General features: G+C 60.3%; 20 protein-coding genes and 1 pseudogene. 10 read left to right on the top strand and 11 right to left on the bottom strand.

The features are described 5' to 3' along the window. Positions 1-216 precede the first annotated feature (216 nt). Positions 217-363, top strand: a pseudogene (locus tag AC2FFD_RS20680) (IS5/IS1182 family transposase); the annotation flags it as partial. A gap of 134 nt (positions 364-497) precedes the next feature. On the opposite strand, the gene AC2FFD_RS20675 reads toward AC2FFD_RS20680, so the two are convergent. Further along, a protein-coding gene (locus AC2FFD_RS20675; RefSeq protein WP_496874012.1) for an IS3 family transposase occupies positions 498-1657 on the bottom strand; the annotation gives its coding sequence in 2 pieces (ribosomal slippage) (positions 498-1408 and positions 1408-1657; 1161 coding nt in all). Between the two features lie 338 nt (positions 1658-1995). Here AC2FFD_RS20675 and AC2FFD_RS20670 point away from each other — a divergent pair. Then, the gene (locus AC2FFD_RS20670; RefSeq protein ID WP_496874011.1) at positions 1996-3051 is read left to right on the top strand and encodes a tyrosine-type recombinase/integrase; all 1056 of its coding nucleotides are present in this window, start codon (positions 1996-1998) and stop codon (positions 3049-3051) included. 28 nt (positions 3052-3079) lie between these two features. Here the strand turns inward: AC2FFD_RS20670 and AC2FFD_RS20665 are convergent, their stop codons facing one another. Continuing rightward, positions 3080-4096 (bottom strand): ParB/RepB/Spo0J family partition protein, encoded by a 1017-nt coding sequence (locus AC2FFD_RS20665; protein WP_496874010.1) that lies wholly within the window; start codon positions 4094-4096, stop codon positions 3080-3082. Between the two features lie 77 nt (positions 4097-4173). Continuing rightward, positions 4174-5586 carry an AAA family ATPase gene (locus AC2FFD_RS20660; protein WP_245223642.1) on the bottom strand — a complete coding sequence of 471 codons (1413 nt, stop codon included), beginning with the start codon at positions 5584-5586 and terminating at the stop codon, positions 4174-4176. Positions 5587-5987: 401 nt separating this feature from the next. On the opposite strand from AC2FFD_RS20660, the gene AC2FFD_RS20655 reads away from it, so the two are divergent. Next, positions 5988-6995, top strand: a complete 1008-nt coding sequence (locus AC2FFD_RS20655) for a replication initiator protein A (RefSeq protein WP_171364598.1) — start codon at positions 5988-5990, stop codon at positions 6993-6995. Between the two features lie 58 nt (positions 6996-7053). Here AC2FFD_RS20655 and AC2FFD_RS20650 read toward each other — a convergent pair whose 3' ends face one another. From AC2FFD_RS20650 to AC2FFD_RS20640, 3 genes are all read right to left on the bottom strand, one after another. After that, positions 7054-7257 (bottom strand): hypothetical protein, encoded by a 204-nt coding sequence (locus AC2FFD_RS20650; RefSeq protein ID WP_480686319.1) that lies wholly within the window; start codon positions 7255-7257, stop codon positions 7054-7056. Positions 7258-7651: 394 nt separating this feature from the next. Then, a complete protein-coding gene (locus AC2FFD_RS20645; RefSeq protein WP_170347069.1) occupies positions 7652-9022 on the bottom strand; it encodes a nucleotide sugar dehydrogenase in 1371 nt (456 codons plus the stop codon). A gap of 163 nt (positions 9023-9185) precedes the next feature. Next, entirely contained in the window at positions 9186-10277 is a 1092-nt protein-coding gene (locus AC2FFD_RS20640) for an NAD-dependent epimerase/dehydratase family protein (protein ID WP_496874009.1), read from the bottom strand. A 171-nt stretch (positions 10278-10448) separates the two neighbouring features. Between AC2FFD_RS20640 and AC2FFD_RS20635 the strand changes: the two genes are divergently transcribed. Genes AC2FFD_RS20635 through AC2FFD_RS20625 form a run of 3 tightly spaced genes read left to right on the top strand, consistent with a single transcriptional unit; the run spans position 10449 to position 13751 of the window. Beyond that, positions 10449-11420 carry an NAD-dependent epimerase/dehydratase family protein gene (locus tag AC2FFD_RS20635; RefSeq protein WP_496874008.1) on the top strand — a complete coding sequence of 324 codons (972 nt, stop codon included), beginning with the start codon at positions 10449-10451 and terminating at the stop codon, positions 11418-11420. Between the two features lie 13 nt (positions 11421-11433). Beyond that, on the top strand, positions 11434-12213 hold the full coding sequence (locus AC2FFD_RS20630; protein WP_170347056.1) for a class I SAM-dependent methyltransferase: 780 nt from the start codon (positions 11434-11436) through the stop codon (positions 12211-12213). Then, positions 12210-13751, top strand: a complete 1542-nt coding sequence (locus tag AC2FFD_RS20625) for a GMC oxidoreductase (protein WP_496874007.1) — start codon at positions 12210-12212, stop codon at positions 13749-13751. Before AC2FFD_RS20630 ends, AC2FFD_RS20625 begins: the two co-directional genes overlap by 4 nt. A 3-nt stretch (positions 13752-13754) precedes the next feature. On the opposite strand, the gene AC2FFD_RS20620 is transcribed toward AC2FFD_RS20625, so the two are convergent. From AC2FFD_RS20620 to AC2FFD_RS20610, 3 genes are read right to left on the bottom strand one after another with little or no spacing between them, the layout of a single operon-like run. Next, on the bottom strand, positions 13755-14504 hold the full coding sequence (locus AC2FFD_RS20620) for a polysaccharide deacetylase family protein (protein ID WP_496874006.1): 750 nt from the start codon (positions 14502-14504) through the stop codon (positions 13755-13757). Positions 14505-14507: 3 nt separating this feature from the next. Continuing rightward, a complete protein-coding gene (locus AC2FFD_RS20615) occupies positions 14508-15950 on the bottom strand; it encodes a protoporphyrinogen/coproporphyrinogen oxidase (RefSeq protein WP_496874005.1) in 1443 nt (480 codons plus the stop codon). Between the two features lie 44 nt (positions 15951-15994). Next, a complete protein-coding gene (locus AC2FFD_RS20610) occupies positions 15995-16921 on the bottom strand; it encodes a glycosyltransferase family 2 protein (protein WP_496874004.1) in 927 nt (308 codons plus the stop codon). A 308-nt stretch (positions 16922-17229) separates the two neighbouring features. Between AC2FFD_RS20610 and AC2FFD_RS20605 the strand changes: the two genes are divergently transcribed. Next, positions 17230-18666: a lipopolysaccharide biosynthesis protein gene (locus AC2FFD_RS20605; RefSeq protein WP_496874003.1), complete on the top strand. Its 1437-nt coding sequence runs from the start codon at positions 17230-17232 to the stop codon at positions 18664-18666. After that, complete coding sequence (locus AC2FFD_RS20600) at positions 18667-19935, top strand: glycosyltransferase (RefSeq protein ID WP_170347043.1); 1269 nt, start codon at positions 18667-18669, stop codon at positions 19933-19935. Between the two features lie 7 nt (positions 19936-19942). On the opposite strand, the gene AC2FFD_RS20595 is transcribed toward AC2FFD_RS20600, so the two are convergent. Together AC2FFD_RS20595 and AC2FFD_RS20590 are read right to left on the bottom strand one after the other, a co-directional pair. After that, positions 19943-21073, bottom strand: a complete 1131-nt coding sequence (locus tag AC2FFD_RS20595) for a glycosyltransferase family 4 protein (RefSeq protein WP_496874022.1) — start codon at positions 21071-21073, stop codon at positions 19943-19945. Positions 21074-21120: 47 nt separating this feature from the next. After that, entirely contained in the window at positions 21121-22626 is a 1506-nt protein-coding gene (locus AC2FFD_RS20590) for a PepSY-associated TM helix domain-containing protein (protein ID WP_496874002.1), read from the bottom strand. Between the two features lie 185 nt (positions 22627-22811). Here AC2FFD_RS20590 and AC2FFD_RS20585 point away from each other — a divergent pair, with 185 nt between their 5' ends. Both AC2FFD_RS20585 and AC2FFD_RS20580 read left to right on the top strand, forming a co-directional pair. Beyond that, positions 22812-23852, top strand: a complete 1041-nt coding sequence (locus AC2FFD_RS20585) for a glycosyltransferase family 2 protein (protein WP_496874001.1) — start codon at positions 22812-22814, stop codon at positions 23850-23852. Further along, a complete protein-coding gene (locus AC2FFD_RS20580; RefSeq protein WP_496874000.1) occupies positions 23849-25891 on the top strand; it encodes a hypothetical protein in 2043 nt (680 codons plus the stop codon). Before AC2FFD_RS20585 ends, AC2FFD_RS20580 begins: the two co-directional genes overlap by 4 nt.

Genomic DNA, 25891 nt, shown 5'->3' with positions numbered 1-25891 from the left:
TCAAGAACAAAGTTAATCCGATGGAAATCTGAGAACAATGTATTGCTCAAATCTCCCTCGTTTAGCTCTTAGGACGTATGGCAGGATAAGGTGGTTGTGTTACAAAATAAAAGCCTAACTCACTATCTGGCTTTAAACAGAGCCTTTGTGCTTGCAAACGAAACACTCACCCCTTCAGAGCCGGTACGTGTCATAAATCCAAGCGACCCATGCTTTGAAAGCAAGATGAACTGCATCAAGCTCCTCGGCCAATCCCTGATGTCGAGAGACTTCAACCGGCAGGTCGCAGAACTTTAGGTTCGGATCGCGGGGCTCAACCGCTACACTGCTCTTGGCTTACCCGTCACAGAGCCCGAAGGTTAAGTCTGTCTGGGGACGGGGTAAATCCGCTCAACCCCTGATTTGTGCAACAAGGCCCCTGGGGGGTGAACTATTTTCTGGCTCTTTGCGTAATTATCTTAATGGTTCCGGTGACCTGCCCCCCGAGGCTCCCTCATTCATAACGAGAGTCTGCGGGTCTGGTTTTCATATTCTCCGTGGTCTGATTGGGCAAGCGCGCCGGGCGCGGAGTCCTCAAATTGCTCAAGCGTCCGGCGCGCTTCTGCGGGTGTTTGGTTGCCGAGCGATGAGTGCGGCCTGACGTTGTTGTAATCGTAGCGCCACAGGGCGAGCTTCCGTCGGGCCTCGTCCAGGCTGTCGAACATCTCTTCGTTCAAAAGCTCGTCGCGGAGACTGCCGTTGAATGACTCGATGAAGGCATTCTGCTGGGGCTTGCCCGGATCGATGTAGTGCCAATCCACGCCGTTCTCGTTCGCCCATTTCAAGATTGCCCGGCTGGTGAACTCGGTCCCGTTGTCGCTGACAATGCTGGCCGGTCTGCCATAGACCCGGACAAGCGCATCCAGTTCCCGCGCGACTCTGGCCCCTGAGATGCTCGTGTCGGCCATCAGGCACAGGTTCTCGCGGCAGCAATCATCGTTTACCGCCAGAATGCGGAACCGACGGGACGCCCCGAACGTGTCTGACAGGAAGTCCAACGACCAACGTTCGCCCGGTCTCAGCGCCACCGGCATTGGTGTCCGCGATCCCCGTGCCCGTTTGCGGCCCCGTCGTCGCCTGACACCCAGCTTCTCATCCGTGTAAAGCCGATAGAGCTTCTTGTGGTTCATGATCATCCCCTTGCGTTCCAGCATCACGCCAATCCGCCGATAGCCGAACCGGCGGCGCTTGGCAGCGACGGCCTTCATCTCCTTGCGTATCTCGGGATTGTCCGGCGGGCGTTCACGCCGGACCGTCTTCGGATCGACACCGACAAGTCGGCAGGCCCGGCGTTGCGAGATGTCATGATCCCGCATCGCCCTGAGCGCTGCCTCTCGCCGCTCATTCGGCGTCGTCAGTTCTTTCCCAAAAGATCCTTCAGCACCACGTTGTCCAGCATGGCGTCGGCCAGCAGCCGCTTGAGCTTGGCATTCTCGTCCTCCATCGCTCTCAGCTTCGCGACGTCAGACACCTCCATGCCGCCATACTTCGATTTGTATTTGTAGAACGTGCCCTGGCTGAGACCGTGCTTGCGGCACACCTCCGCAGTCGGCATCCCGGCTTCCTGTTCTTTGATCATCCCAATGATCTGGGCTTCCGTGAAACGGCTCTTTCGCATTCGCTTGCTCCTTCAAAAGGTTGAGCAAACTCTACATCAGAAAGAGGGAAGTTTCGGGGGGCAGGTCACCGGCAATCACGTATCTGACATCCCGTCGATGGGTTTTCGCCAAGCCATCTTCATGAAGCAGGTTTTGGATACCCCGCTTGTTACAGCGCCTAAGACCTTAGATTCAGAATTATTTAGGCTTTAATATTGAGGCTTAAATCAAGTAAAACGCAAAAAGTTCCGAAAACGACGCCTACCGCTTTTTCTGATTTATTGACTATTCACTTCCGATAAGTATCGCTTATCATGTTTGTTTGATTTTTCCGCGAAATACACGCAGAGTGGCTGCCATGAAGCCCCCTGCCCCCTATCTCCCTTCCGCCTCCCCTGCCCTGTCGCAGGCAGATCAGGAGGCGCTGACCGATCTTTATATCCGCGGCACCCCCGCCAACACGCTGCGGGCCTATGAACGTGATCTGCTCTACATAACCGCTTGGAAGGCTGCACGGTTTGAAGCTGTACTGGACTGGCCAGAATCCGAGGAAACCGCCCTCGCCTTCATTCTCGATCACGCCCGCGATCTCAGCGTTGCACCAGAGGCGGACATCGCGCGTCAAACGGCAGAAGCGCTCATCCTGCAAGGCCTGCGAAAATCCCTCGCCTGCCCGGCGCCATCGACGCTGGACCGGCGCATCGCCTCCTGGCTGACCTTCCACCGAATGAAGAATCTCGCCAGCCCCTTTGGCGCGCCTCAGTTCAAACAGGCCCGGGCCAAAGCGCGTCGGGCGGCGGCCCGCCCGCCTACCCCAAAGTCGCAGCACCCGATCACCCGAGATGTGCTGGAACAGCTACTCGCGACCTGTCGCGGCTCCCGTCGCGACTGCCGCGACCGGGCGATCCTGATGCTGGGCTGGGCCTCGGGCGGCCGCCGACGGTCCGAGATCTCCGGGTTGATGCGCGAGGATGTCAGCCTCAAGGAGTTTGAGAAATCAGGAGTGGTCTGGATCTCGCTGCTGGAAACCAAGACCACAGCTAAGGGCGAGACGCCGCGCTTGATCCTAAAGGGCCGCGCCGCGCAGGCGCTGGTGCATTGGATCGAGGTTGGTGAGATTGCTGACGGACCGCTGTTCCGTCCCATCTCCAAGGCGGACCGGGTGCTGAAACGCCGCCTGACCCCGGATGCGATCTATCAGATCGTGAAACATCGCCTCAGGCTGGCCGGATTGCCCGAGGGGTTTGCCTCACCACACGGGTTGCGGTCTGGCTTTCTGACCCAGGCCGCGCTGGACGGTGCGCCGATCCAGGCCGCCATGCGCCTGTCGCTGCACCGCTCAATGGCGCAGGCGCAGAAGTATTATGATGACGTAGATATTGCGGAAAACCCGGCAACGGATCTGCTGGGGTGATGGAAGAATCTGTTTCGCGCGCGAAACATCATGTACCGCGCGCGTGCAACCAGGCTTTCAACTCCGCAAGAAATGTCTCGGACATTCCCTCGCCGGACAGGGTGACCTGTGCACCGTTTCGACTCTGTTTCAACTGAATGCCGCCGAATGTCTCTTTCAGGGGGGTCTTGGCAGCAGGTGGGTTTTTCCCATTCGACCCCAGGCCGCTCACTGCACGGGTCAAAGCGGAAATCTCGGCCTCCCCGCTCTGAGGTGCGGCCTTCCGCAGAGCGGTGGTGATCAAGGAAGCGGCTTTTGCCTCCTCCTTCAGAACTTTCGCAATCGACAGCCCCAACCGTTCAGGAATCGCCGAAGGGAACTGCAAATGGTCATCCAGGGCGTGATAGATCGCGATGAACGAGCCGATCTTAGATCTCTTCGCCCGGCTGGCCGACGCGAAAAGCCCACGCAGAGCGGCCGCCTCATCCGGGTAAACGCCCTGCTCTGCCGCGCGCGCCACAATCCGGGCACGCTCGTAATAGCTCAGCCCGACGCGGATCTCGTTTTCCTCGACCATGGCTACGTAAGCATCCGAAGCACTCTGTGGCTGTCTGAGGAACGCGCGTACGGTTTCAAAGCGGGCCTCACCCGTCTCCTGCGCCAGCGCCCGCAGCGCTGTCAGGCGCCGCCAGCCCGAGATCAACCCGTAACGCCCGCCCTCCAGTTCCACGACCTCGATCGGGGTCTGCTGCCCGCGGGTCTTCAGGCTTTCCCTCAGCGCCTCCATGTCCGCGTCATCTGCCGCCATGCGGTCACGCACCAGATAGGTTTCTTCGATGACGTCCAACGGCAGATCCTGCACCAAGCGCCCTTCGGCCCGCGCGGCACGCAATTCTCCGGACAGCTCTTCCAGCGCCGCCTGAGCCGCCGTGGCCCCGGCCACCTGCGCGACCGGCGGCGCGGCGCGGGGTGTATCTGCGGGAAACATGGGGTTCAGCCCAGGGGCAGGGCGGTTGTCTTCCAGATAATCCGGCCGGGCAGGGGTCAGTCGTTTGCGTTTTGCCATTGGTTTCTCCTTTTCCTGCGCGGATCAGACTCTGTTTCGGGACATGGCAGGCGTGTTTCGCGCGCGAAACATCGCGCTCAGAGCGACAATTCCGGTGTTCCCGCCTCTTCGGCCTGCCGGGCCCGTTCTTCGCCCCGCCAGACGCCGATCAGCAGCTTCTTGAACGAGGCATAGGTGGCATCAAAGGTTTCCCGCCCGCGCACATAGGTCTCGCGGTTGAAATCGCGGTAATCGGCCTCGTAGATACCGTTGACCTGTTCCCCGGCCTGACCGATCAGCGCCGTGTAGCCCTGCCAGTGCGGCGACAAGGTCCGGCCCAGATAGGCCTGCATCAGCCCGGCCAGTTCCGCCTGCTGGCTGCCGTCATAGCGGGTGATGATCGTGCGCACCGCATCCCACTGAAACGCCATCTCGGGTCGCCCCAGGGCGCGCGCGGCCATGTTCTCGCCATCCTCGATGGACTGGAAGGTGGAATGCAGCATGTCAAAGAACCGCCCCGTGGAGTCGAACTCCAGGAACGAGGCCCCCATGGGCACCAGAAGGATATCCGATGCGGCCAGCCCGTTGATCGTCAGATAGCCAAGGGCAGGGGGGGTATCGATGAAAATGATATCGTAATCGTCCAGCACCCCATCTTCGTCCAGCGTGTCGGTCAGCGCATCCCACAGCTTCCAGCTGCGGCCCTGCATCCGCCAGACGGGGATCTGGAATTCCGCCCAGTAGAGGTTCAGCTGAGCTCCGATCAGATCGATATTCGGCCAGTGGGTGGTTTGGATCAGATCGCTGCTGCGGGTCTTCAGCGCCTCGGACAAGGTGTCGTCGATCGGATGCGGGGCCTCACCCCGGTCAAGACGCCCCTGATTGTCGCGGCGCAGATGGGTGGCGTAATGACGGGCGAGCAAGGGGAACACCGTCTGCCATTCATCGCTCACCTTGCCGCCGAAGATCGATGTCATCGAACCCTGGCTGTCCAGGTCGATGACCAGAACCTTGTAGCCGTCCAGAGCCGCCGACATGGCCAGATGGGCGCAGGTCGAGGTTTTGCCGACGCCACCCTTGAAATTCGCTACCGAGACGATCTTGGCGGGCAGACCCTCGGGTCGGTAGGGACGGTATTCTTTTGCCTTGGATCCTTCCGAGGCGAAATGCGCCCGCAGCCGCAGAACTTCATCCAGCGTGAACCACTTCGCGCCGCCCTCGGTTTCGGACTGTCCCTGGGGCAAATCCGGATTGCCTTTCAGGACCCGGCGAAAATGGGCTGGTGCCACAGGGATCAGATATTTGGTGATTTCCCAGGTTGAAAACAGGCGCAGCTTTTTCTGACCGTTTTCTTCCAGCCCCCGGTTTGCCAGGTCGCTACGACCCCGTGCACAGGCATCCGCGATCTGTGAGAACTCATGTGTTCCGGTTGGATCACCCAGTTCAGCATAGGCCAGATCCGGATCGATATTGAAATACGGGGGAAGCCCCTCGGACGTTGCTGCTCGCATTGAAATACTGCCCATGTGCTATGTTTTCGCCAATATACCACAAAAGGACGCATGTGAAAGCATTATGAGCACAAAACCGGATTTTCTAAGCAAAATTAAGGGGTAGAAACCCTTCGAGACGCTGCTTTTGAGCGTACAGCAAAAAAATGTTCCGTTAGAATCCTGTTATCTTATTAGTTACGGGTCAATTCGAGTTTTCTTAAGTATAAGAAAAAAAAGAGGTTTTTGTATTTCTTGCAGATCATACTGAATCTGATCCCACGATAGAGTGACTCTGATCCCACGTTGCAGTGACTCTGAACCCACGTTCCGGCGGCTTTACGCATCCTGTGGATAACTCTACGGTGAGCGTCAATAAAACCACGAACAAAGATTCGGGCAGGACATATGGGCAGGGCAGTATGAGCGGGTCGGGGGCGTTGTTGCCTGACCGGCACCCAACGGGCGATTTTTTTGTATGCGATATCTTCGATGCGCTGCCCAAGACAGATATGGGTTCGATGGAGCATCCTATGTTTTCGCTCTCGACCCGGCCGGATCGGCGGATCCTCAATTACGAACATAACGGGGTCGAGATCACGGTGACGCCTTCGGTGCGCGGTCTGGCGACGATCCACGACAAGGACATCCTGATCTTTTGCATCAGCCAGCTGATGGCGGCGATCAATGCGGGCCGGACGGTCAGCCGAGTGCTGCATCTGAAGGCGCATGATCTGCTGGTGGCCACCAACCGCGAAACCAGCGGTGACGGTTACAAGCGTCTGCGCGAAGCGTTCGAGCGGCTGGCCGGCACAAGGATCACCACCAACATTGTGACGGGTGAAAAGGAAACCACCACCGGGTTCGGCCTGATCGAAAGCTGGGAAATCGTGCGGCACACAAGGGCAGGACGGATGGCCAGCGTCAGCGTGAAACTGTCGGACTGGCTGTTCCGCGCGGTGCTGGCGAAATCGGTGCTGACCCTCAGCCGCGATTACTTCCGCCTGCGCAAACCGCTCGAGCGGCGGATCTATGAGTTGGCGCGCAAACATTGTGGCCGTCAGCCCGAGTGGCGGATCTCGGTCGAGGTGCTGCTGAAGAAATCTGGCTCGGCCTCACCGCGCCGGGTGTTCCGCAAGATGATCCGTGACATGATCGCAGCCGATCACCTGCCCGATTATGAGATGACCGAAGAGCCGGGCGACCTGATCCGGTTCTCGCGCCGGGGTCAGGTGGTCGAGGGGCCGGACAAGCCGATCCTGCCGCCGCAGGCGCTGGAGGAGGCCAGGGCGATGGCGCCGGGCCGCGATGTCTATGCGCTGGAAGCGGATTGGCTGGCTTATTGGGCCGCGTCAGGCCGCCCACAGATCAGAAACCCGCAGCGGGCGTTTCTGGGCTATGTGGCCAAGCGGGTCGCCGGACGGGACTAGGGCATCCCGCTGCGCATTTGCTGATTTGATGGAAGATGTTCCGGTACATTGTAAAGGATCAGCCCGAATAGGCGTGATCCTGTTTCTGTGCCTGTGGTCTGAATGACCGGATGGCGAAGATCACGATGACGGCGGCAAGGATGAATGCCCAACCCGCCAGCATGTAGACTCCTATGACCATCAGGATGGACATGCCGGAGTACAAAGCAAATCCACTGGCTCCCAAGCCAACAAGGACAGCTATTCCGAGAATTCCCATCATGTTATCCGGTCCTCCGGCATTGGTTTTGGCCACGTCAGTTTCCAGAGTGGCCGTGTTTGTGCCACCGGGGTGAGTGCCCGGTATGATTCCGCGCCGGAATCATGGCAAAACTGTGAACCACCTTGGGTTAAAATTTGGTTATTTTTACCTGACGGGGCTTTGCCCCACTACTCGTTCAACACTGCCTGTTTTCAGGCATTGGAATGTTCAGTGTACTATTTAGCAAAATTTTTATGACTGCAATCTCTGCCCGCGCAAACCCTCAGAACATGCAAAGCTCCGCCGATTGGCGCAGTTCCGTGGGGTCATAAGACACCGCAATGGGGGTTCAGATAGAAATAGCGCCGAAAACCAACTGCCTGCCGACCCGCCTTTCTGCGATCTGGTGGGTTGCTCACATCTTGACCAGCCGTCCGTCTGCCACCCTGATCCCCTGCTTTTCAAAAACGTTGCGCGTGTCGAAGACCAGCGCGGCCTCGCGCGCGACTAGACCATAATCCGGGGCGCTGTGATCGGTGATGACGGCCACCGCCGCATAACGTTTCAGATTTTCTGCTGTCAGCGGCTGAGATGTCCGGCCCGCAAGCTGCGGGTATTCGCCACCTTCGGGCAGGCGGGGGAAATACGGGTCGTGATACTCGACCTCGGCCCCAAGCTTTTCCAGTTCGTCCAGCAGCACCAGCGCCGGGCTGCGGCGGGTGTCCTCGACATCACGCTTATAGGCGATGCCCATCAGCAGGATGCGCTGGCCGGTCAGGGGTTGCCCGGTTTCCGCCAGCGCCGAGCCGTTGCGCGCGGCCAGTTCCGCCGCCATCCGTGCCGCCAGCATCGAAGGGACCGCGTCATTGCTGGAGCGGGCCAGATTGATCAGCGGCGTATCAGATCCTGCATCCGCGGCGCGCCAGGCCAGATAGGCCGGAGACACCGGGATGCAGGCCCCACCAATTCCAGGACCGGGATAGAAGGGCATGAAGCCAAACGGCTTGGTCGCCGCCGCCTCGATCACTTCCCAGACATCCACGTCCATTGCTTCAAGCGCGGTCTTCAACTCGTTGACCAGCGCAATATTGACGGTACGGAAGCTGTTTTCGACCAGTTTCACCGCTTCGGCCGTGGCGGCCGAACTGACCGGTACGGCGCTGGTGACGATGGCGCGGTAGAAATCCTCGACCAGTTGCCGCGACAGCGGATCGTCGGCGCCAACCACCTTGGGGATACTGTGCGTGTCGAATTTGTCATTGCCGGGGTCTTCGCGCTCGGGCGAGAAGGCCAGGAAGAAATCGGAACCTGCCCGCAGACCGCCCGCTTCGAGGATCGGCTGAACCAGCGTGGTCGTGGCGCCGGGCCAGACGCTGCTTTCCAGCACCACCATCTGACCGGGGCGCAGATGCTGCGCGATGGTCTGCGCGGCGGCAGCGACAAAGCGCATGTCCGGATCCTGTGCGTCGGTCAGCGGGGTCGGCACGCAGATCAGGATGATATCGGCCTCGGCCAGTGCTGCGGCGTCCTGCGTTGCGCGAAAGCGCCCACTCTCCACCGCCTGTGCGATCCGGTCGGATGCCAGATAGGATATGACCTGATCGCCCTGATTAATCCGCGCCACCCGGTCGGGGTTCAGATCAACGCCGGTGGTATCAAACCCTTCATCATAGGCGGTCAGCGCCAGCGGCAGCCCGACATAGCCAAGCCCAACCACGGCAACCCGCGCATCGCGCGCCGCGATAAGCTGTTTGAGGGACTGATGGTGCGAGGTTTCGTAGTTCATAATCTATCCTGATCGTACAAAGTCACACTGAATTAAAATTAGCTTAGCAGATTGGAAACCTTCTCTCTTCATCGGATAGGACAGATCGGAAACGAAGCCAACTAATTTGTCATTCCCGGCAAAGACCCGGAATGGGTGTTTCCAAAAACAAGGCAGTCTTGAATCAGCGCGCCGATTGTTTTCGCATATGCTCGACCCATTCATCGAAGAAAACACGAGGCACATACCCGATCTGATCCTGTGCATGTCGGGTTGAAACCTCTGGCAGGCCGGCAAAAAGCCTGCGCCCGGCCATGTCAGGCATCACGGGCCGGGGGTTCGCCAGCCGGGCCTGAACGGACCGTACCCAGTCTGCGGTGGCCTCGACCCGGCGGCGCCCGACAAGGTGGCGCAGATGCGCGCTGAGCTGCCCCGCCAGAGAGGGGCCTGCGGGCGCACTGTCATTGGGCGGCGGGGGCGGGGCCGGGTTTGCAACCGGATCAATCCGAACCTCTCCGCATCCGGCAAGGCGGGCATAGCCTTCGAAAAACGCCTTCCACCCCAGCGTGTCCGGCCCGCTGATCAGGTATCGCTCGACCCCGGCCCGGGGCGATGAGGCCGCGCGCAGGGCGGCCTGCACCACGTCATCGACATGCACGGCCGGGCATTGTCCGGGCGGGTCGGGCAGGATGATGCCGCCCCGGCGCATCATCGCCAATGGCCCGTTGGTCCAGAGCGCGCTGCCGGGGCCGTAGACGATGGTTGGCTGCAAGATGGCGGCGTCGCATTTCCCCTGCAACAGTCTCTGTTCCATCGCAATTTTGGAACCGCGATAGCTTTGCACATCTTCCGGCGTGATCGGGTTGCGCTCGGTGATCGGCCCGTTTGGCCAGCTGTCATAGACCACGGCGGAACTCAGATGCACGATGTGTTTGCAGGACCCGTCTTCAGCGGCTTTGACAAGCGCGTCGAAGGCTGCAAGGTTTTCCGCGCCGGAGGCCCGGAAATCGTAAGCCAGATGAAACAGAGCCGCCGCGCCGTCCAGCGCCTGCGTCAGAGCCGGGCCGGGGTGCAGCGGGCAAACCAGTGCCTTTGCTCCGGCCTGTTCCAACGCGGCAGCCCCGTGGCGCGTGCGCAGCAAGGCGGTCACATCACATTCCAGTTTCAGCAGCGCATCGATCAGGCGCCGGCCAATAAAGCCGGTCGCGCCGGTCACGACCACGCGCTGGCCTGCAAGCCCGTCGCCGGGGCGGGGGTCTACGTGTTTTTCGGTCATGTCCGCAGGTTCAACATTCTTAATGCGTTGTGCAACAATTCAGCCCTTTTCTTAAAACTGTGCAGGCCCGGCCTGTCAGCGCACCATAGCGGTATCTACCATTTGGTGGCCACCGATCCCTATGCTAAGCCTGTGGCATTAGAGTGGATTCTGTTGGTACGAGGGTTTTTCATGCAAATATTGATCACGGGCGGGGCCGGTTTTATCGGGTCACATCTGGCCGAGCGTCTGATTGGCAATGGGCATGAGGTGACGGTGCTGGATGACCTGTCCACCGGATCTCTGCTAAACCTGTCTTCCGTTCAGGATCATTCCGCCTTTCGTTTTGTCGAAGGCAGCGTATTGGATACCGGTCTGGTCGAAGAGCTGGTCGGGGCTGCGGATGCGGTGTTTCATCTGGCTGCCGCTGTCGGGGTCAAGCTGATCATGGATCAGCCCAGCCAGTCGATTGCAACCAATGTGGACGGCACGCAGAACGTGTTGCGGGCGGCCCTGCGCCACAAGCCCCTGGTCTTCATCGCCTCCAGTTCCGAGGTCTACGGCAAGGCATCGAAATTCCCGTTCAACGAAGATGACGATCTGACGATCGGCGCCACCAGCATTCTGCGCTGGTCCTATGCCTGCGCCAAGACGTTGGACGAGTTCATGGCGCTGGCCTATGCGCGCGAGGTGGATCTGCCGGTGATCGTCCTGCGCTTTTTCAACACGACCGGCCCGCGCCAGACCGGGCGCTATGGCATGGTTGTTCCGAATTTCATCGAAGCGGCCCTGTCCGGCCAGCCGATTCAGGTTCATGGCACCGGCGAGCAATCGCGCTGTTTCAGCCATGTGGCCGATGTGATCGAGGCGCTCATGCGTCTGCTCGATGTCCCCGAAGCCCGGGGGCAGGTCTTCAATATCGGTGGTGAACAGGAAGTGACGATCCGGGGGCTGGCCGAAAAGGTCATCGCCGCAACGGGATCCGCGTCCGAAATCCGTCTGGTGCCCTATGAAGAGGTCTATCCCGAAGGGTTCGAAGACATGGCCCGCCGTCTGCCGGATGTCTCGAAGCTGCGGCGGTTCACCGGGTTCAGCCCGGCGCGCACGCTGGATGATATCATCGCTGACATCATGGCCGAGAAACGCGCCAAAGCCTACGCATGAAGAGCCAAACACGATGACACCGGGACAAAGAGTTGAAAAGCTGGTGCGCGACACCGCGACCGTGCTGCTGCCGGACCGGCTGCGCAAATGGATCCGTAAACAACAACGGTTGCACAATCTTCAGTCGGTGCCGGTTGGGTCGGTCGATTTCGGCGGGCTGCGGCGGCTGTCGCCGATCAGTGCCGTGTTCGGGCAGGATCGCGACCTGCTGACCATCGAACGCCATTACATGGAAGAATTCCTGCAAAATCACAGCGACGATATCCGTGGCCGGGTTCTGGAATTCGGTGATCCGGCCTATACGAAGAAATTCGGCGGTGACCGGGTCACGCAGGCGGATGTACTGAGCTATGTCGAGGGCAATCCGCAGGCCACCATCGTGGCGGATATCACCGATGCGCCGCATATTCCCGACAACAGTTTCGATTGCATCATCATCACCCAGACCCTTCAGATGATCTTTGAGGTCGACAAGGCGATTGCTACGCTGGAACGCATTCTGAAACCCGGTGGCGTGGTGCTGTGTACCTCGCATGGGATGACTCGTGTGGCGCGCCGTGAAGGCGTGGATGACTGGGGTGAATACTGGCATTTCACCAGCCAGTCCAAGCGCCGCCTGTTCCGGGCGGTCTTCCCGGCAGAGAATGTCGAGGTGTCGACCGTTGGCAATGTCTTTACCTGCATCTGCAACCTGCACGGCCTTGGGGCCAGTGAAATTGCGCCCGAAGAACTGTCCACCCATGATCCCAACTATGAAATGCTGGTTCTGGTCCGGGCAGTAAAGGCGCAGTGAGCGATCTTGTCATAGGGTCCGGGCCTGCCGGGGTTTCCGTCGCCCGGGCCTTGCTGGCGCGGGGGCGAAACGTCACGATGTTGGATGCCGGGGGGGAACCGGGGCCCGGGGTCACGGACCGGGTGCAGCAGATGTCCCGAACCCGCGCCGAAGACTGGACCGCTGAGGCGCGTACAGCCTGGATGGAACCTCAGTTTCAGGCCCCGGAAGGCGAGGTGTGGCGCTATGGAACAGGTTATGCGCTGGCCTCACCTGCGCGCATCTTGGCGGAAGGGGCGGATTGGTTTGCTTTGCGCGCCTCGCGGGCGGCGGGCGGGCTGTCCAATGTCTGGGGCGCTGCGGTCTTGCCGTATCGGCAGGCGGATATCGACGACTGGCCCATAACGACCGACGATCTTGCCCCACATTACAGCGCGGTGGCGGACATAATGCCTGTGTCCGGGCAACAGGACGGGCTTCAGAATCTCTTTCCCGCCTGCGATATGACAGGCCGAACACCCGTTCCACCAACCGCGCAGGCCGGGATGCTGCTGGCCCGGTCCAGGCAGAAGGCGAAGGCATTGCAGGGGGCTGGGATGCATGTCGGTCTGGCACGTCAGGCGGTTGGATCGGGATGCCAGACCTGCGGGCTGTGTCTGCACGGGTGCCCGTGGTCGCTGATCTGGTCTGCAAGACAGACCCGTGCGGCGTTGCAGGCAGAGCCGGGCTTTACCTACCGTGCAGATCACGTGGTGCGGCAGGTCCGCGAGGAAGGCAATGATGTCGTCGTCACTCTGGCAGATGGCAGTGATGTCCGCGGAAGCCGGGTGTTTCTGGCCACCGGGGTGCTTGAAAGCGCACGCATCCTGTTGGCGTCACCCGGCCTGCGGGGCAAGGAGCTGGTGTTGAAAGACAGCCAGCAGGCCTTTCTGCCGATGCTGCATCGCTGGCGGGTGCCCAGGCGGCCCGATGTTTTGCCCTATCAGACGCTGCCGCAGCTTTTTGCCGAACTGGATGACCCGACCGTATCGCGGCAACTGGTTCACGCGCAGATCTATACCTGGAACGAATACTATGCCCGCGATCTGAAACAGAACTATGGCCGCCGGATACCCGGCAGCGGGCCGCTGCTTGAGGCCCTGGCCCGACGTCTGATCGTGGCGCAGGTTTTCCTGCATTCCGATCATTCGCATGAAATAGCCTTGCGTCTGGCAGAGGATGGGCGGTTACGCCCGGAACTGAACGAAAATCCCGCAACCGCCGAGACAATGCGCGCCGCACTTGCGCGCTATGGCCGGGCCTTGCGGGGGCTTGGTCTGACCAGCCTGTCTTTTGCAGCGCGGTTCGGGGCGCCGGGGGCCAGTTTTCATGTCGGAGGTGATCTGCCGATGTCAGATGCCCCGGGCCCGGGTGAAAGCGATGTGCTGGGGCGCCCGCATGGCGCGACGCGCATTCACGTCGTTGATGCCTCTGTCCTGCCGACCATCCCGGCCACGACAATTACATTCAGTGTGATGGCGAATGCCCACCGGATCGGAACGCTTGCACCCGAAGCCTGACATTCAGTTGATGGGCAGCACCCTGCTCAGCCCGCTTCGCACGCCGCGCATCAGTTTGCGGGCCGCCAGATAGGACCCGCCGCGCCCGGCCAGATGAGCCTGCCAGCGGGCGATGTCGGTGAAATAGAACATCTCGAGCCGGGGCAGGTCGTGGATGTCATCCCCTGGCCCGGCCACGCCCAGACGGGTGCCGACCGAGGTGTCGTAGTGCCGGGCAATCTGTGCGCGTACCGTCGGGTTCGACGCGCCATAGGGCGGGGCGAAATGCCGGGTGGGTTGACCAAGCCGGGCGGCAATATCCTGACCGGATCCGGTGACTTCTTCCTCCAGGGCCTCTGCATCCAGCGTCGACAGATCGGGATGGCTGATACTGTGTGCGCCAAAACAGACGCCTTCATCTGCCAGCGCCTCGACCCGGTCCCAGCCCATCAGCGGGCGGGGCGGGATATTGCCCCCGGCCCAGCTGTCGGTGCCGCCCATCAGGCCCGAGGGCAGATAGACGATCGGGCAGAAGCCATGTTCGCGCAGGATCGGCCAGGCGGTATCGGCGAAATCCTGGAACCCGTCATCGAAACTGATGATGACCACACGGGGGGCAGGCGGGTTGGCCAGCGCGTCCGGCGTGACCACCGGCAGGCCGGATGCCGCCAGCGCCTGCATCTGCGCCGCAAAGATGTCGGGTGCAATCGAGGTTGGCCCCGGAGCATCCGAGATCGAATGATACATCAGGATATCGGCCTGCCAGGCGGGCATGGGTCAGTCTTCCACCACATGGGTGGCAAAGACCTCGCGATAGCAGTTCCATTTCGCGCGGTCGACATTGCCCTTGTCGTCGATGCAATCCGCCGCGCCATAGGCCATGGCAAAGGCGTGGTGCGTATTGTCGTGGGCGAACAGGCCTTGCCGTCCAAATACGAGCAATCCGTCCAGATCCGAGAGCCATTGATCGACCGTATCGAACCGGTCTTCATAGCCCACATCGTAGACCGGATAGGCATGGCTCAGCCGTCGGGTTTCGCAGCGGCGCACCGGTACCGTGACCGGCAGGCCCAGCTGGCCCAGCCATTTGGTGAACTCCTGCCCCAGTTCCTCGTCGGACATGGACCACCATTTTTCATCCGGGTCGCAGGGCAGTTCGGCACACAGAACGGTGACGCCCTTGGGTTCGCCGCTGGCGTTATAGTTCTTGGGCTCCGACATGCGGCTGATCGGGATCGACAGTTCCGGGAAGTAATGCGCATCGAACTCGGTGAACTGGTCGGTCTCAAGCACCAGGTACAGCAGGATCATGCCGCGGAAGCGGATGGCGCGGGCGGCTTCGACCACCTCGGCCGGAGCATCGCCGATCAGGCGCGTCAGCCCGGTCAGCGGGATGGTCGACAGGATCAGATCGCCGGTCAGGTGCCGCTCGCCTTCTTCGTCGCGGATCGTCAACCCGGTGATGCGATTGCCGTCCCGCTCGATGGCAGTGATTTCGGTGTTGAACAGGAAGGTGGCGCCATTGGCCTCGGCACTGTTGCGCATCGCGTCCGAGATCTGCCCGAACCCCTTGCGCGGATAAAAGAACCGGCCCGCCGTTTCGCTGCGCAGCCCCGGCAGCAGGCGCAGCATCTTCATCAGGATCTTGCCGACCGAGCCGCTGCCCACCCGTCGTTCCGCCAGTTTCACCGCCAGCTTGTCTGGATCCAGCCCCCACAGCTTGCGCACGTATGGGAAATAGAAATTGTCCGAAATCGTCGGCCCCAGCCCGTCATACAGCACGGTCGAGAATGTCTCGGGGCCTTCGCTTTTGTTGCGGAAGGGTTTCAGCACCATGTCGCCGATCAGCGACGCGGCAAAGGGTTTGGGCAGGCGCATCAGCGCGTCGGTCAGTTTCAGCGGAAAGTGAATCCATTTGCCGCCCAGCCGGATGCGCCCGTGGCGCGGGCGTAGCAGCAGATCGTCGCCCAGCAGGGATTTCACATCGGCCAGAACCTCGGGCTCGGCCGCCGGATGAAACCGGTGCGAGCCATAATCGCAGATCACGCCCTCGATCGGGAATGAGGCCGAATTTCCGCCCGCACTGGGCGCGCGTTCGATCACGGTCACTTTCGCCTGCCCGGTCAGGGCATGGGCCGCGGCCAGACCGGCCGGCCCGGCACCGAGGATAATGATATGGGGTCTTTCAGTGCCGCCATCTGAAGGGGAGACATCCGTCACGTGTGCATTCCTTTACTGCTTCAGAAAGTTTGTGTCATGCCCAATCAGGGCCTGAGATGCAGCCGTGAGATCATGTCGGCGATTAATCCCAATGACCAGATCATGATCGCAGCAAGGAACGCGAATACCGTGGTTCCGCTGAGGTTTAGGTAGGTGAGGTCAATAGTGAACTTCACAGCCCCCAGAGCAAAAAACACCAGCCCCATAGGAATGAATACCCGCAGCGGATTGAACAACGTGCTGATCCGCAAGATCAGGATAATAAAATTGATGAAATCAATCGGCCGGATCTTCGATTTGCCCACCCGCTTGCCGTATTCGATCGGCGTATAGATCATCCGCTTGCCGTTCGAGGTCATGCACAGCGTGATCGTGGTGGTGAACGAGAAATTCTGCGGCAAGAGCGGCAGGAACGGGACCAACTCGGATTTGCGGAACACCCGCAGGCCGGAATTGAGGTCATTGATCTTGCGCTCGGCCAGGAACGAGGCGAAAGCGAACAGGAATTTTTTGGCCGGACGGCGCAGCAGCGGCACGTTCTTCATCGCCGCGCCCCGGTCGCCCACGACCATGTCCTGATCGCGGCACAGGGCCAGCATTCCGGGCAGGTAGCGCGCGGGATAGGTGCTGTCGGCATCCAGAATGGCCACATATTCATGCTGCGCCATCCGCACCCCGCGCTTGAGGCTGGCGCCATAGCCGGAATTGACATCGTTGAAGGTGACGGTCGCGCCGCTGGCCTCGGCCTCGGCGCGGGTGTTGTCCTGGCTGGCATCGTCCACCACGATGATCTCATAGGGAATGCCCAGCGGTTCGAGATGGGTGCGCACGTCCTCGACCGTGTGGCGGACGGCGTTTTCCTCGTTATAGGCGGGAATGACCACGCTCAGGCTCATGCCGGCGGTTTCCGATGCGATCAGCTCTTCGGGTGTGGTGCTGTTCGTCTCCATCGGCTCTGCGACTTTGTTCATGAAAATGAAAACCTTTTATTCACTCAATAATCCCTGCCCCAGCCCCCGCTGCAAGATTTGCGCGGCGCTTGGAACGTGACGGGCATAATTCCCTGTATTGCGTATAGTATTCGAACACGTACAGACTGAACATAGACAATAAATTTGACCAAATTCGACCGTTAAGGCGTCAAGTTTGCAATTGCGCATACAGTGCGCAACAGGTGTGAGTGTTTGAGCCATGTGTGCCATCGGCACTTGGCGGGGTGCGGGCGGCAGGAAGGAAACGGATGTCAGGGCGGCAGAGTTTCAGCAGTGGAGTTGCCTGGATGTCGGCTGGTATCTGGGTCGAGCAGGCGTTCAATTTCATCATTTTTGCCATTCTTGCCCGTATTTTAGGGGTCGAGGCCTTTGGTCTTCTGGCGATGGTTGCAGCCTTTGTGCTGTTTTCCGAATTCCTGGTGCGCGAAACGATTTCCGACATTCTGCTGACCCATGAGGCGCTGTCACCGGAGCGGTTGAACTCGGTTTTCTGGCTGTTGGCGCTGCTGGGGGGCGTGTTGACGGTTGTGCTGTATCTGGGCGCGGGGCCGGTCTCATATTTCTACAATGAGCCTGTTGCGCGTGAATTGTTGATCGGATTGTCCCCAACGGTGCTGATGATTTCCCTGACGGCGGTGCCGGTGGCGATCCTGCGCCGGGAAATGCGGTTCCGTGTTCTGGCCATCCGTGCAGCGCTCGGCGCGGCGGTCGGAGGGGGCGTGGGCATTGGCATGGCGCTGGCGGGATACGGCGTCTGGAGTCTGGTCGGTCAGCGGCTGGCGATGACGGCCACCAATATCGTGATGGCCTGGGGGGCGGTCTCCTGGCGCCCGGCATTCCATGCGTCGCGGGATCATATGCGCAGGGTCTTGCATTTCAGTCACCGGATTCTGGGCCTGCGCGCGGCGGAACTGGCTGCGGTGCAATCGCCTGCGGTGATCATCGGCGCGATGCTGGGGCCGGTTCCGGCCGGGTATTACGCAATCGCCTGGCGCGTGATCGAGACCGCCTCGTTCCTGGTTATCACACCGCTGCGCACCGTGGCGCAGCCTGCTTTTGGTGCGGCGGCGCGCGATGGTGGTCCGGCGACGGATTTGCTGATCGATGTCATGCGCCTGACCGGGTTTCTGGCCTTTCCGGCCTTTGCCGGGCTGGCGGTTCTGTCGGAACCGGCGCTGGTGCTGCTGTTCGGTCAGAAATGGGCTCCGGCGGCTCCGGTCCTGAGCCTGATGTCTGTGTTTGGCATGTATCTGTGCGCCGAAAAGGTGCAGCAGACCTTTTGTCTGGCGGCCGGTCAGCCCGGTCGTCTGGCGATCCTGTCCTGGGTCGAGGTGGCGCTGGCGGCAGGGGTGATTGTGGTGCTGGCCCCGTATGGATTGCCGGTCGTCACAGCCGGTTTTGTGGCTGTCTTTCTGCTGGTCTGGCCGCTCAAATTTGCCAATCTGGGGCATATTGCGGGGCTGTCCGGCCCGGCTTTGATACGGCAGCATCTTGCGCCGCTCCTGCTGTCAGGGGGGATGGCGGCGGCAGTGCAGGGGGTCGTGTGGCAACTGGACGGCCTGTCTCCGGCTTTGCTTTTACTTGCCGGCACGGTGACGGGTGTTCTGGCCTATGGTTTGCTGGCTTTTCTGCTCCAGCGGGACAGGCTGCGCCTGCTGGTTTCGATGCTTGGGCCGCAAGACGGGCACCTGCCTGCGGCTGACACTCAAGGAATTGAGAGATAGATGAAATCGTTACGCATTTTGATGTTCACCACATTTTATCCCCCCTATTCCTTTGGCGGTGACGCCATCGGCATTCAGCGCATGGCGCGGGCGCTTGTGGCGCGCGGGCATGACGTGACGGTGGTGCATGACGAAGACAGCTATCTGATCCTGGGCGGCAAGCCCCAGCCCGAGGGCGACCCCGACGGCGTGCGGCGGATCGGCCTGCGCAGCCGCAACGGCGTGATGTCGAACCTGCTGACCCAGCAGCTGGGCCGCCCGGTTGTGCACGCCGCCCGCATTCGCGAGATACTGGCCGAGCGGAAGCCGGATATCATCTGGCACAACAACACATCCCTGATCGGCGGGCCGGGCCTGTTGCCGATGGGCGAGGGGTTGAAAGTCTATGAAGCGCATGAGCACTGGCTGGTCTGCCCGACCCATGTGCTGTGGCGACATGGGCGCGAGCTGTGCGATGACCGCCAGTGCCTGCGCTGCGTGTTGCAGCACAAGCGTCCGCCGCAGCTCTGGCGCTATACCGGTGCGCTGGACCGGGCGCTGGATCACATGGACCTGATCATCGCCAAAAGCGAATTCAGCCGCGCCAAACATCGTGAATTCGGCCTGCGGCAGGACATGCAGGTGCTGCCCTATTTCCTGCCCGACCTGGATCAGAGCGCCCTGCCGGAACCGGCGGCGCAGGAACGCCCCTATTTCCTGTTTGTCGGGCGGTTGGAAAAGATCAAGGGGTTGCAGGATGTCTTCCCCGCCTTTGATCGTTACCCGGATGCCGATCTGCTGATCCTCGGTGATGGCGATTATGCGGATGAGCTGAAGGCACAGGCCGCAGGCAATGACCGGATCAAATTCCTGGGCCGCAAGACGCCTGACGAGTTGAACGCCTACTATCGTGGTGCATTGGGGCTGATCGTGCCCTCGGTCTGTTATGAAACCTTCGGCATCATCCTGATCGAAAGCTTCCGGCTGGGCACGCCGGTGATCGCCCGGCGGTTGGGTCCGTTCCCCGAGATCGTGGAACGGGCAGGGGGCGGGGAACTGTTCGAAACCGAGGATGATCTGATCGCAGCCATGCGCCGTTTTCAGGACGGAGGCACCGCGCGGGATCAGATGGCGGCAGCGGCGCGGCACGGGTTTGAGACGCTCTGGCGCGAAGATCAGGTATTGGGCCGGTTCGGCGCGGCCTTTGCGCAGGCCGCGCATCGTGCAGGGCGGGCCGATCTGGCCCATGCCTTGGAAGCTGGTGCTTTTGAGAACGGCGCGGCGGACTGACCGGGGGTTATCCCCGCCCGGCCAGTTGCCGATACAGCTTTTCAAACCCGCTATGCACATGGGCTGGCGAAAACCTGTCTTCTGCACCGCGGGCCGTGGCATTGGCGCTTAGCCGGTCATATTCGGCGCGGTCGGTGCAAAGATCGCGCAGCGCCTGAGACAGGGCGTCAAGATCATCGACCGCACACAGGCGCCCGACATCACCATCCACCAATTCACGCACACCGCCGCAATCGGTGGCGATCACCGGCAGCCCGGCGCGGAACGCCTCGACAATTGAAATCGGCAGGGCCTCCCACCGGGAGGTCAGCAGATAAAGATCCGAGGCCGCAAGATAGGTGGCGACATCCGAGATCACCCCGGGGAAACGGATGATGTCGGAAACGTCGGCCTGTTCGGCCCAGGCCTCGACCTGGCCGCGCAGCACGCCTTCGCCCCCGACGACGATCCGCAGACCGGGCAGGTCCCGCCGCACACGCCGGGCCACTTCGATCATCGCGTCGAGGCCTTTCTGGTGATCCAGACGGGACAAGGACAGAACCAGATGTGTGCCATCTTCGCCCAACAGTTCACGCCGCAGGGCCTCTGCGGCGGCCGGATCGGCGGGCGGGTTGGGACGTACCCCCAAAAGCATCACCCGCGCCTTATCGGGGTCGACCTGGCGTTCCAGCAGGGATTGCATGACGGTTTCGCTGGGGCAGATTGCCAGATCGGCTTGCTGCCGGCAGGCGCGGGCCACCGCGTTGAGACGGTCGGGCGACGAGCCGTGATAGGTCATCACAATGGGGATCCCCATCCCCAGACTGGCCAGACGGGCTGTCAGAAGCGGGGCAGTTTCATGGGCATGGATGACATCGACCTTATGTGCCTTGAGCGCCCGCCGCAGGGTCAGGGCCGAGCGTACCAGCCAGTGAAGCCGCGTTACAAGGCCAAGCTGGCCGTTGGCAGCGTGATCGCTGACACGGTCGAACCGTAAGGGCAAAAACAGACTGCCATCCTCGGGGGCAGTGGCTTTTCCGGGGGTTCCGGCTTTGATTACCTTGTGCCCGTGTGCCATCAGCGAGGTGCTGAGGTCATTGATATGGCGTTGAATGCCCCCACCGAAGGAGAAGAAGGAACAGGTTTGCAGGATACACAACCCGGCGGGCTGAGTATCCCGGTTGATTAAAGGCGGCGGGGCTTCGCTTACCAAAGGGGTCGTCCCAGGCGGAAGGTGGCGGTTCTTGTGTCTGTATCCGGTTTTTGCAGATGGGCAACGATGGTGTTTTCCATGTCCGAGGGCAGTAGCTGAAAAGATGCTATGGCAGTCTCGCCTGTTTGCATGAACTCAAGCGACTGTACCTCTTTCCCATTGAACTCGATGGATACGGTTTCGACATCGGGCTCGTTGATCCGCAATTCGATATCCAGGGGGGTGTCACGTCTGAGTGGTGCGTGCATGAGCATCCAGACCGCCGAGGGCGGCGCATCAATTGCAAACGCGCTGGTTTTAGAATGGGATCCGGGGCCGAAGCGGAGAACAGCAACCGCTATAATACCCATCATGAGCAGCAAATACGCCCACCGTGTCCATCCCATGCCTCGCCAAATCCGCCTGATGGGACCGAGATGCGCCGCTTCGGGGGCAAGTCGGCCTGCAAAAATCAAAGCGCCGGTGACGGCGAGGCAGGTCGTAATCAGCCCGAGGACGATCCACAGCGCCATCGAATATGCCTCACCCCATGTGCCAAAATGCAGCATGTCCATAAGAGGTTTCCAGTAGGCGAGCCCGCTCACCTCATTTGCCGTGTAAGCCCCCAGAACTTCGAGTGTTACCGGATCGATTGATACATTACCTGGTCCGAAAAATCCCGATTGTCCTGCGACATGTCCTGTGAAACCGAAAGAGCCAGTGGGTTTATCAGGCAGGAACATGATGAACGGCTCGAACCCGGGCAGCGCGTCGCGGGCGCTGGCCTCGGCCTGATCGATAAGGTCTGAACCGAAATTGGCTGGCAGGACGGTTTCACGCGGGACGGGTGGTTTGGGCTGTGGCTGGGTGCCTTCAAACCCCAGGCTGCCCAATAGGAAATAGAAACTGGTCACGGCGGTCAAAATCAGGAGTGGCGCTGACCATAGAGCTGTCAGCCGGTGTGTGCTGCCTGCCCACGTTCGCAATCCGGTAGCGCGGCTGGGCCAGCGAAAAAACCCTTTCCAGAACCGCCTATAAGTAATGAGGCCGCTGATGATCTGAAACAGCAGGATCATGGATGTGGCGCTGACCAGCATGAACACGATCCGCTTCTCGGTCAGAAAGGTATCATGCAAGTCCCGTAGGATATCGCGAAATCCATTGGGGCGCGTTTCTTCGATGACGGCACCGGTCACCGGGTCTGTCCAGAAACTGACATTCTCTCCCCAGCCCGTGCGGCCGAATGTGCGATCCACAAACCAAGGGGTCGGGCGTTTGATCATCAGAAAAATGCCACTCTCGGGGTGGGCCTCTTTGATGCCGTCATAGATCATGCCGAAGCTGGCGGTGCGCTCTTCCTTGTCTATCGTGGTCCAGATATCCGGGCGGCCGATTGATTCAAGTTCGAAGCCGGCAACAAGCAAAGTGCCCGTAAGGAACATGAACGCGAAAAAGAGTGATAGATGAAGCCCCAGCCAGGTGTGAAGTTTGAAAAGTGAATTTCGTAGTTTACGATTCATCTGCGTCTTGCCTACTTACAATCACGTGAAATCTTAACGGACGTCGGTTTAACGGAAACAATAGCCGCAGGGTATTGTTGCCACGGAAAAATGATTTTGCCACACTTCTGTGGTGATATGCGCGCATTATTCCATACCATTTCTGCGGGTTAAGTGTTGGCGAATCCCGATCTTCGCGGGATGGTATGATTATACCCGGGTATTGGTGGGGTAAGCGGTGCTGTTTGATGCTAAATAAAGCTATGAAAACAATTTCTATTGTTTCGCCATGCTTCAATGAAGAAGACAACGTGGCGAATTGTTATGAGACCGTGAAGGCGATTTTCGATAAAGAACTGCCGGGCTACAGGCGCGAGCATATTTTTATCGACAATGCCTCTTCGGACCGAACCGTGGACATCCTGCGCGAGATTGCCGCGCAGGATCAGGACGTGAAGGTGGTGGTCAACGCCCGAAATTTCGGGGTGTTCCGATCAACCTTCAACGGATTGCGCTATGCGACCGGTGACGGCATCGTCGTCATGCTGCCGGTCGACCTGCAGGATCCGCCCGAGCTGATCCCTGAATTCGTCGAATTGTGGGAAAGCGGATATGACGTGGTCGCAGGGGCTCGCAGCATCCGTGAAGAAGGGTTTGTTATGCGCAATATGCGCGGCATCTTTTATCGAATTGTCAATGGGTTATCCGATGTGTGGTTGGAACCGTCTGTCGGAGAGTTTCAACTGATCGACCGCAAAGTGTTGAAGGCGGTTCTGGCACACAAGGATCATTACCCCTATATCCGCGGTATCATCGCAAGTTGCGGTTTTCGCCGGATCATCAAGCCTTATGTCTGGCAAGCGCGGAGAAGCGGGTTGACCAAGCACAGCCTGATGGCATTGACGGATCAGGCACTTAACGCAATCTTTTCCTTTACGCGCGCGCCCATGCGCTTCTGCACGATCAGCGGGCTGGTGATTGCCGCTGCCTGTATTCTGTTTTCTCTTATTTCCGCAGTGCTGTTTTTCATTAACCCCGATCAGGTACCACGCGGGACAACAACCATTATCGTTTCCCTGTTCTTCCTGTCGGGCATCCAGATGCTGTTTATCGGCATGTTGGGGGAATACATAACCTCGATCCACAATCAGGTGCGGGGCGGTCCGATCGTCACTGAACAGGAACGCATCAATATCGAAGGTCCCGCACGGGACCCGGCGATTGTCAAAGACGAGCATTTGGCATGAAAATGCGTTCAGGTCGGGCGATGTGGCTCTGTGCCGGGGCGATGGCCTTATGCGGCAGCTCGGCCTGGGCTGCGGACCTCGCGGGCAGCAATGCCACATTGGCGGACCTGCGCCTTTGGTTTGCAGCCATGGCGATCGCTGCACTGCTTGTGGTGGGTGTTTTCCGGCAGCGCGGCCAGCTTCTTTTTGGCCTGCTTGGCGCGGCGCTGCTTTTGGGCAGTGCGGCCCGGTTGTGGTTGACCCAGCCCCTTTGGTTTCCACGGCTCGAGATTTCCGCAAACCCTCCTGAAAACCTGATCATGCTGGCGATACTGGCGGGACAGACGGTGTTGACGGGCTTTGTGCTTGTGCGGCCGCAGGGAAGGGCGGCCATAACGGGCCTGATGGCAGAAGCAGGACGGTGGCGGCTGATCCTTTTGCTGGGGCTGGCTGCGGCCTTTTGCGTTTCTGCGACGCCCTACGTGGCTTACGGGTACTATCTGGCTTTCGGTTTGCAGATCGGGATCGGCGGTGCGCTGAACCTTGTGCAGATGGCGACGCTGGTCGCCGTTTTCACAGTTGCCGGGCCTGACAGGGCACCCCGCATCCCGGTTCCGGCCCTGGCCGTCTTTGCTACGCTGGCCAGCGCGGCTCTGGCCTGGGCGGCGTTCGACCGCGTGCCTCATGTCGAGGATGAGGTGGCCTATCTGTTTCAGGCGCGCACCTTTGCTGCGGGTGTCCTCGGAAGCCCGGCCCCACCCGCAGCGGCGCAGCCCGCATTGGAATATTATCTGTTCGACATTCGCGGCGATCAGTGGATCGGCGTGCCGGCACAGGGTTGGGCCATCGTTCTGAGCCTTGGCGTGCTGGCCGGGGTGCCGTGGCTGGTCAACCCCGTGCTGACCGGAATCTCTGTCTGGCTGGCGCATGGCATCGTGTGCCGTGCCGTCAGTCGCGAACGGGCCGATCTGGTGGCGTTGCTGATGGCCACGTCACCCTGGGTGCTCGCCGTCGGGGGCACGCTGATGGCACATTCCACGACATTGGTGATGGTGCTGCTGGGATGGTGGTGTCTGCTCAGAGCCGGAGAGGGATCAACGCGCAGGGATGTCTTGCTTGCGCTTGTTGCAGGTCTGGCTTTGGGCTGGGCCTTTGTCACCCGACAGCTTGATGGGTTGATCATAAGCGTTTTGACCGGCCTGTGGTTGCTGCGGCGCCTGCCGGGGGGGATCGGACAGGTGATCGCCTGCGCCTTGGGCGGTGTTCTGTCGGGTGGGGTCTTTTTGCTGCTCAACCTGATGATCACCGGAGACGCGCTGCTGACCCCGCAAGCGGATTACCTGAGCCGGTTATGGCCCGACACGCAGAATGCCTATGGGTTTGGTCCCAATGTAGGGCCACCGGCCGAGAGCTGGGGCGCGCTCGACATCTGGGTCGGGCATAGCCCGGCCGAGGGTCTGCTGAATCTGATCAATGGTTTTGCCGCGCTCAATTACGAACTTCTGGGCTGGACATTCGGGTCCCTGGTTCCGGTCTGGATTGCGTTCATATGGGGCAGAAAGCTGACCGGGTTCGACCGGGCCATGCTGGTGGTGTTCGCGATCCTTGTGGGGGCCCTGTTTTTTTACTGGTTTACGGGCACGTTCTATCTTGGGCCGCGCTACTGGCATACGGCTTTGTTGCCGGCGCTGGCTTTGGCGGCGGCCGGGATCGAGACCGTCCGGGACCGGTTGCCCGAACGGCATCGTGGCCGTCTGCAGTGCGTCATCCTATTGCTGTGTGCGGTGTCTGTTGTCAGCTTCACCCCATGGCGGGGAGTGTCGAAATACAATGGGTATGGCGGCTATACCGGTGACATAAGACGGCAGGCTGCCGGGCTTGGAAACGCTCTGGTCTTTGTCTCGACACAGGGCGATATCGGGTCTGCACTCTATCTCAACGACCCGTTCCTGCCCGAAGGCAAACCGATTTTCCTGCGCGATATGGGCCCCGAGCAGAACGCAGACATCATCGCGGCCTTCCCGGGCCGCGAAGCTGTCTATCTGAAGGATGGCGAATAG

It is taken from the genome of Ruegeria sp. YTSC002 (assembly GCF_059609845.1).
Note: the sequence above shows the minus strand (reverse complement) of the source record. Positions and strands in the feature narration are given on the sequence as shown.

What these genes read in the sequence shown, in the direction of transcription:
- AC2FFD_RS20665 (WP_496874010.1), bottom strand. Translation starts at nt 4,096, where the DNA reads ATGGCAAAACGCAAACGACTGACCCCTGCCCGGCCGGATTATCTGGAA.
- AC2FFD_RS20640 (WP_496874009.1), bottom strand. Translation starts at nt 10,277, where the DNA reads ATGACCGAAAAACACGTAGACCCCCGCCCCGGCGACGGGCTTGCAGGC.
- AC2FFD_RS20600 (WP_170347043.1), top strand. Translation starts at nt 18,667, where the DNA reads ATGAAATCGTTACGCATTTTGATGTTCACCACATTTTATCCCCCCTAT.
- AC2FFD_RS20610 (WP_496874004.1), bottom strand. Translation starts at nt 16,921, where the DNA reads ATGAACAAAGTCGCAGAGCCGATGGAGACGAACAGCACCACACCCGAA.
- AC2FFD_RS20585 (WP_496874001.1), top strand. Translation starts at nt 22,812, where the DNA reads ATGATTATACCCGGGTATTGGTGGGGTAAGCGGTGCTGTTTGATGCTA.
- AC2FFD_RS20660 (WP_245223642.1), bottom strand. Translation starts at nt 5,586, where the DNA reads ATGCGAGCAGCAACGTCCGAGGGGCTTCCCCCGTATTTCAATATCGAT.
- AC2FFD_RS20580 (WP_496874000.1), top strand. Translation starts at nt 23,849, where the DNA reads ATGAAAATGCGTTCAGGTCGGGCGATGTGGCTCTGTGCCGGGGCGATG.
- AC2FFD_RS20655 (WP_171364598.1), top strand. Translation starts at nt 5,988, where the DNA reads ATGAGCGGGTCGGGGGCGTTGTTGCCTGACCGGCACCCAACGGGCGAT.
- AC2FFD_RS20670 (WP_496874011.1), top strand. Translation starts at nt 1,996, where the DNA reads ATGAAGCCCCCTGCCCCCTATCTCCCTTCCGCCTCCCCTGCCCTGTCG.
- AC2FFD_RS20620 (WP_496874006.1), bottom strand. Translation starts at nt 14,504, where the DNA reads ATGCCCGCCTGGCAGGCCGATATCCTGATGTATCATTCGATCTCGGAT.
- AC2FFD_RS20645 (WP_170347069.1), bottom strand. Translation starts at nt 9,022, where the DNA reads ATGAACTACGAAACCTCGCACCATCAGTCCCTCAAACAGCTTATCGCG.
- AC2FFD_RS20635 (WP_496874008.1), top strand. Translation starts at nt 10,449, where the DNA reads ATGCAAATATTGATCACGGGCGGGGCCGGTTTTATCGGGTCACATCTG.
- AC2FFD_RS20590 (WP_496874002.1), bottom strand. Translation starts at nt 22,626, where the DNA reads ATGAATCGTAAACTACGAAATTCACTTTTCAAACTTCACACCTGGCTG.
- AC2FFD_RS20630 (WP_170347056.1), top strand. Translation starts at nt 11,434, where the DNA reads ATGACACCGGGACAAAGAGTTGAAAAGCTGGTGCGCGACACCGCGACC.
- AC2FFD_RS20605 (WP_496874003.1), top strand. Translation starts at nt 17,230, where the DNA reads ATGTCGGCTGGTATCTGGGTCGAGCAGGCGTTCAATTTCATCATTTTT.
- AC2FFD_RS20650 (WP_480686319.1), bottom strand. Translation starts at nt 7,257, where the DNA reads ATGATGGGAATTCTCGGAATAGCTGTCCTTGTTGGCTTGGGAGCCAGT.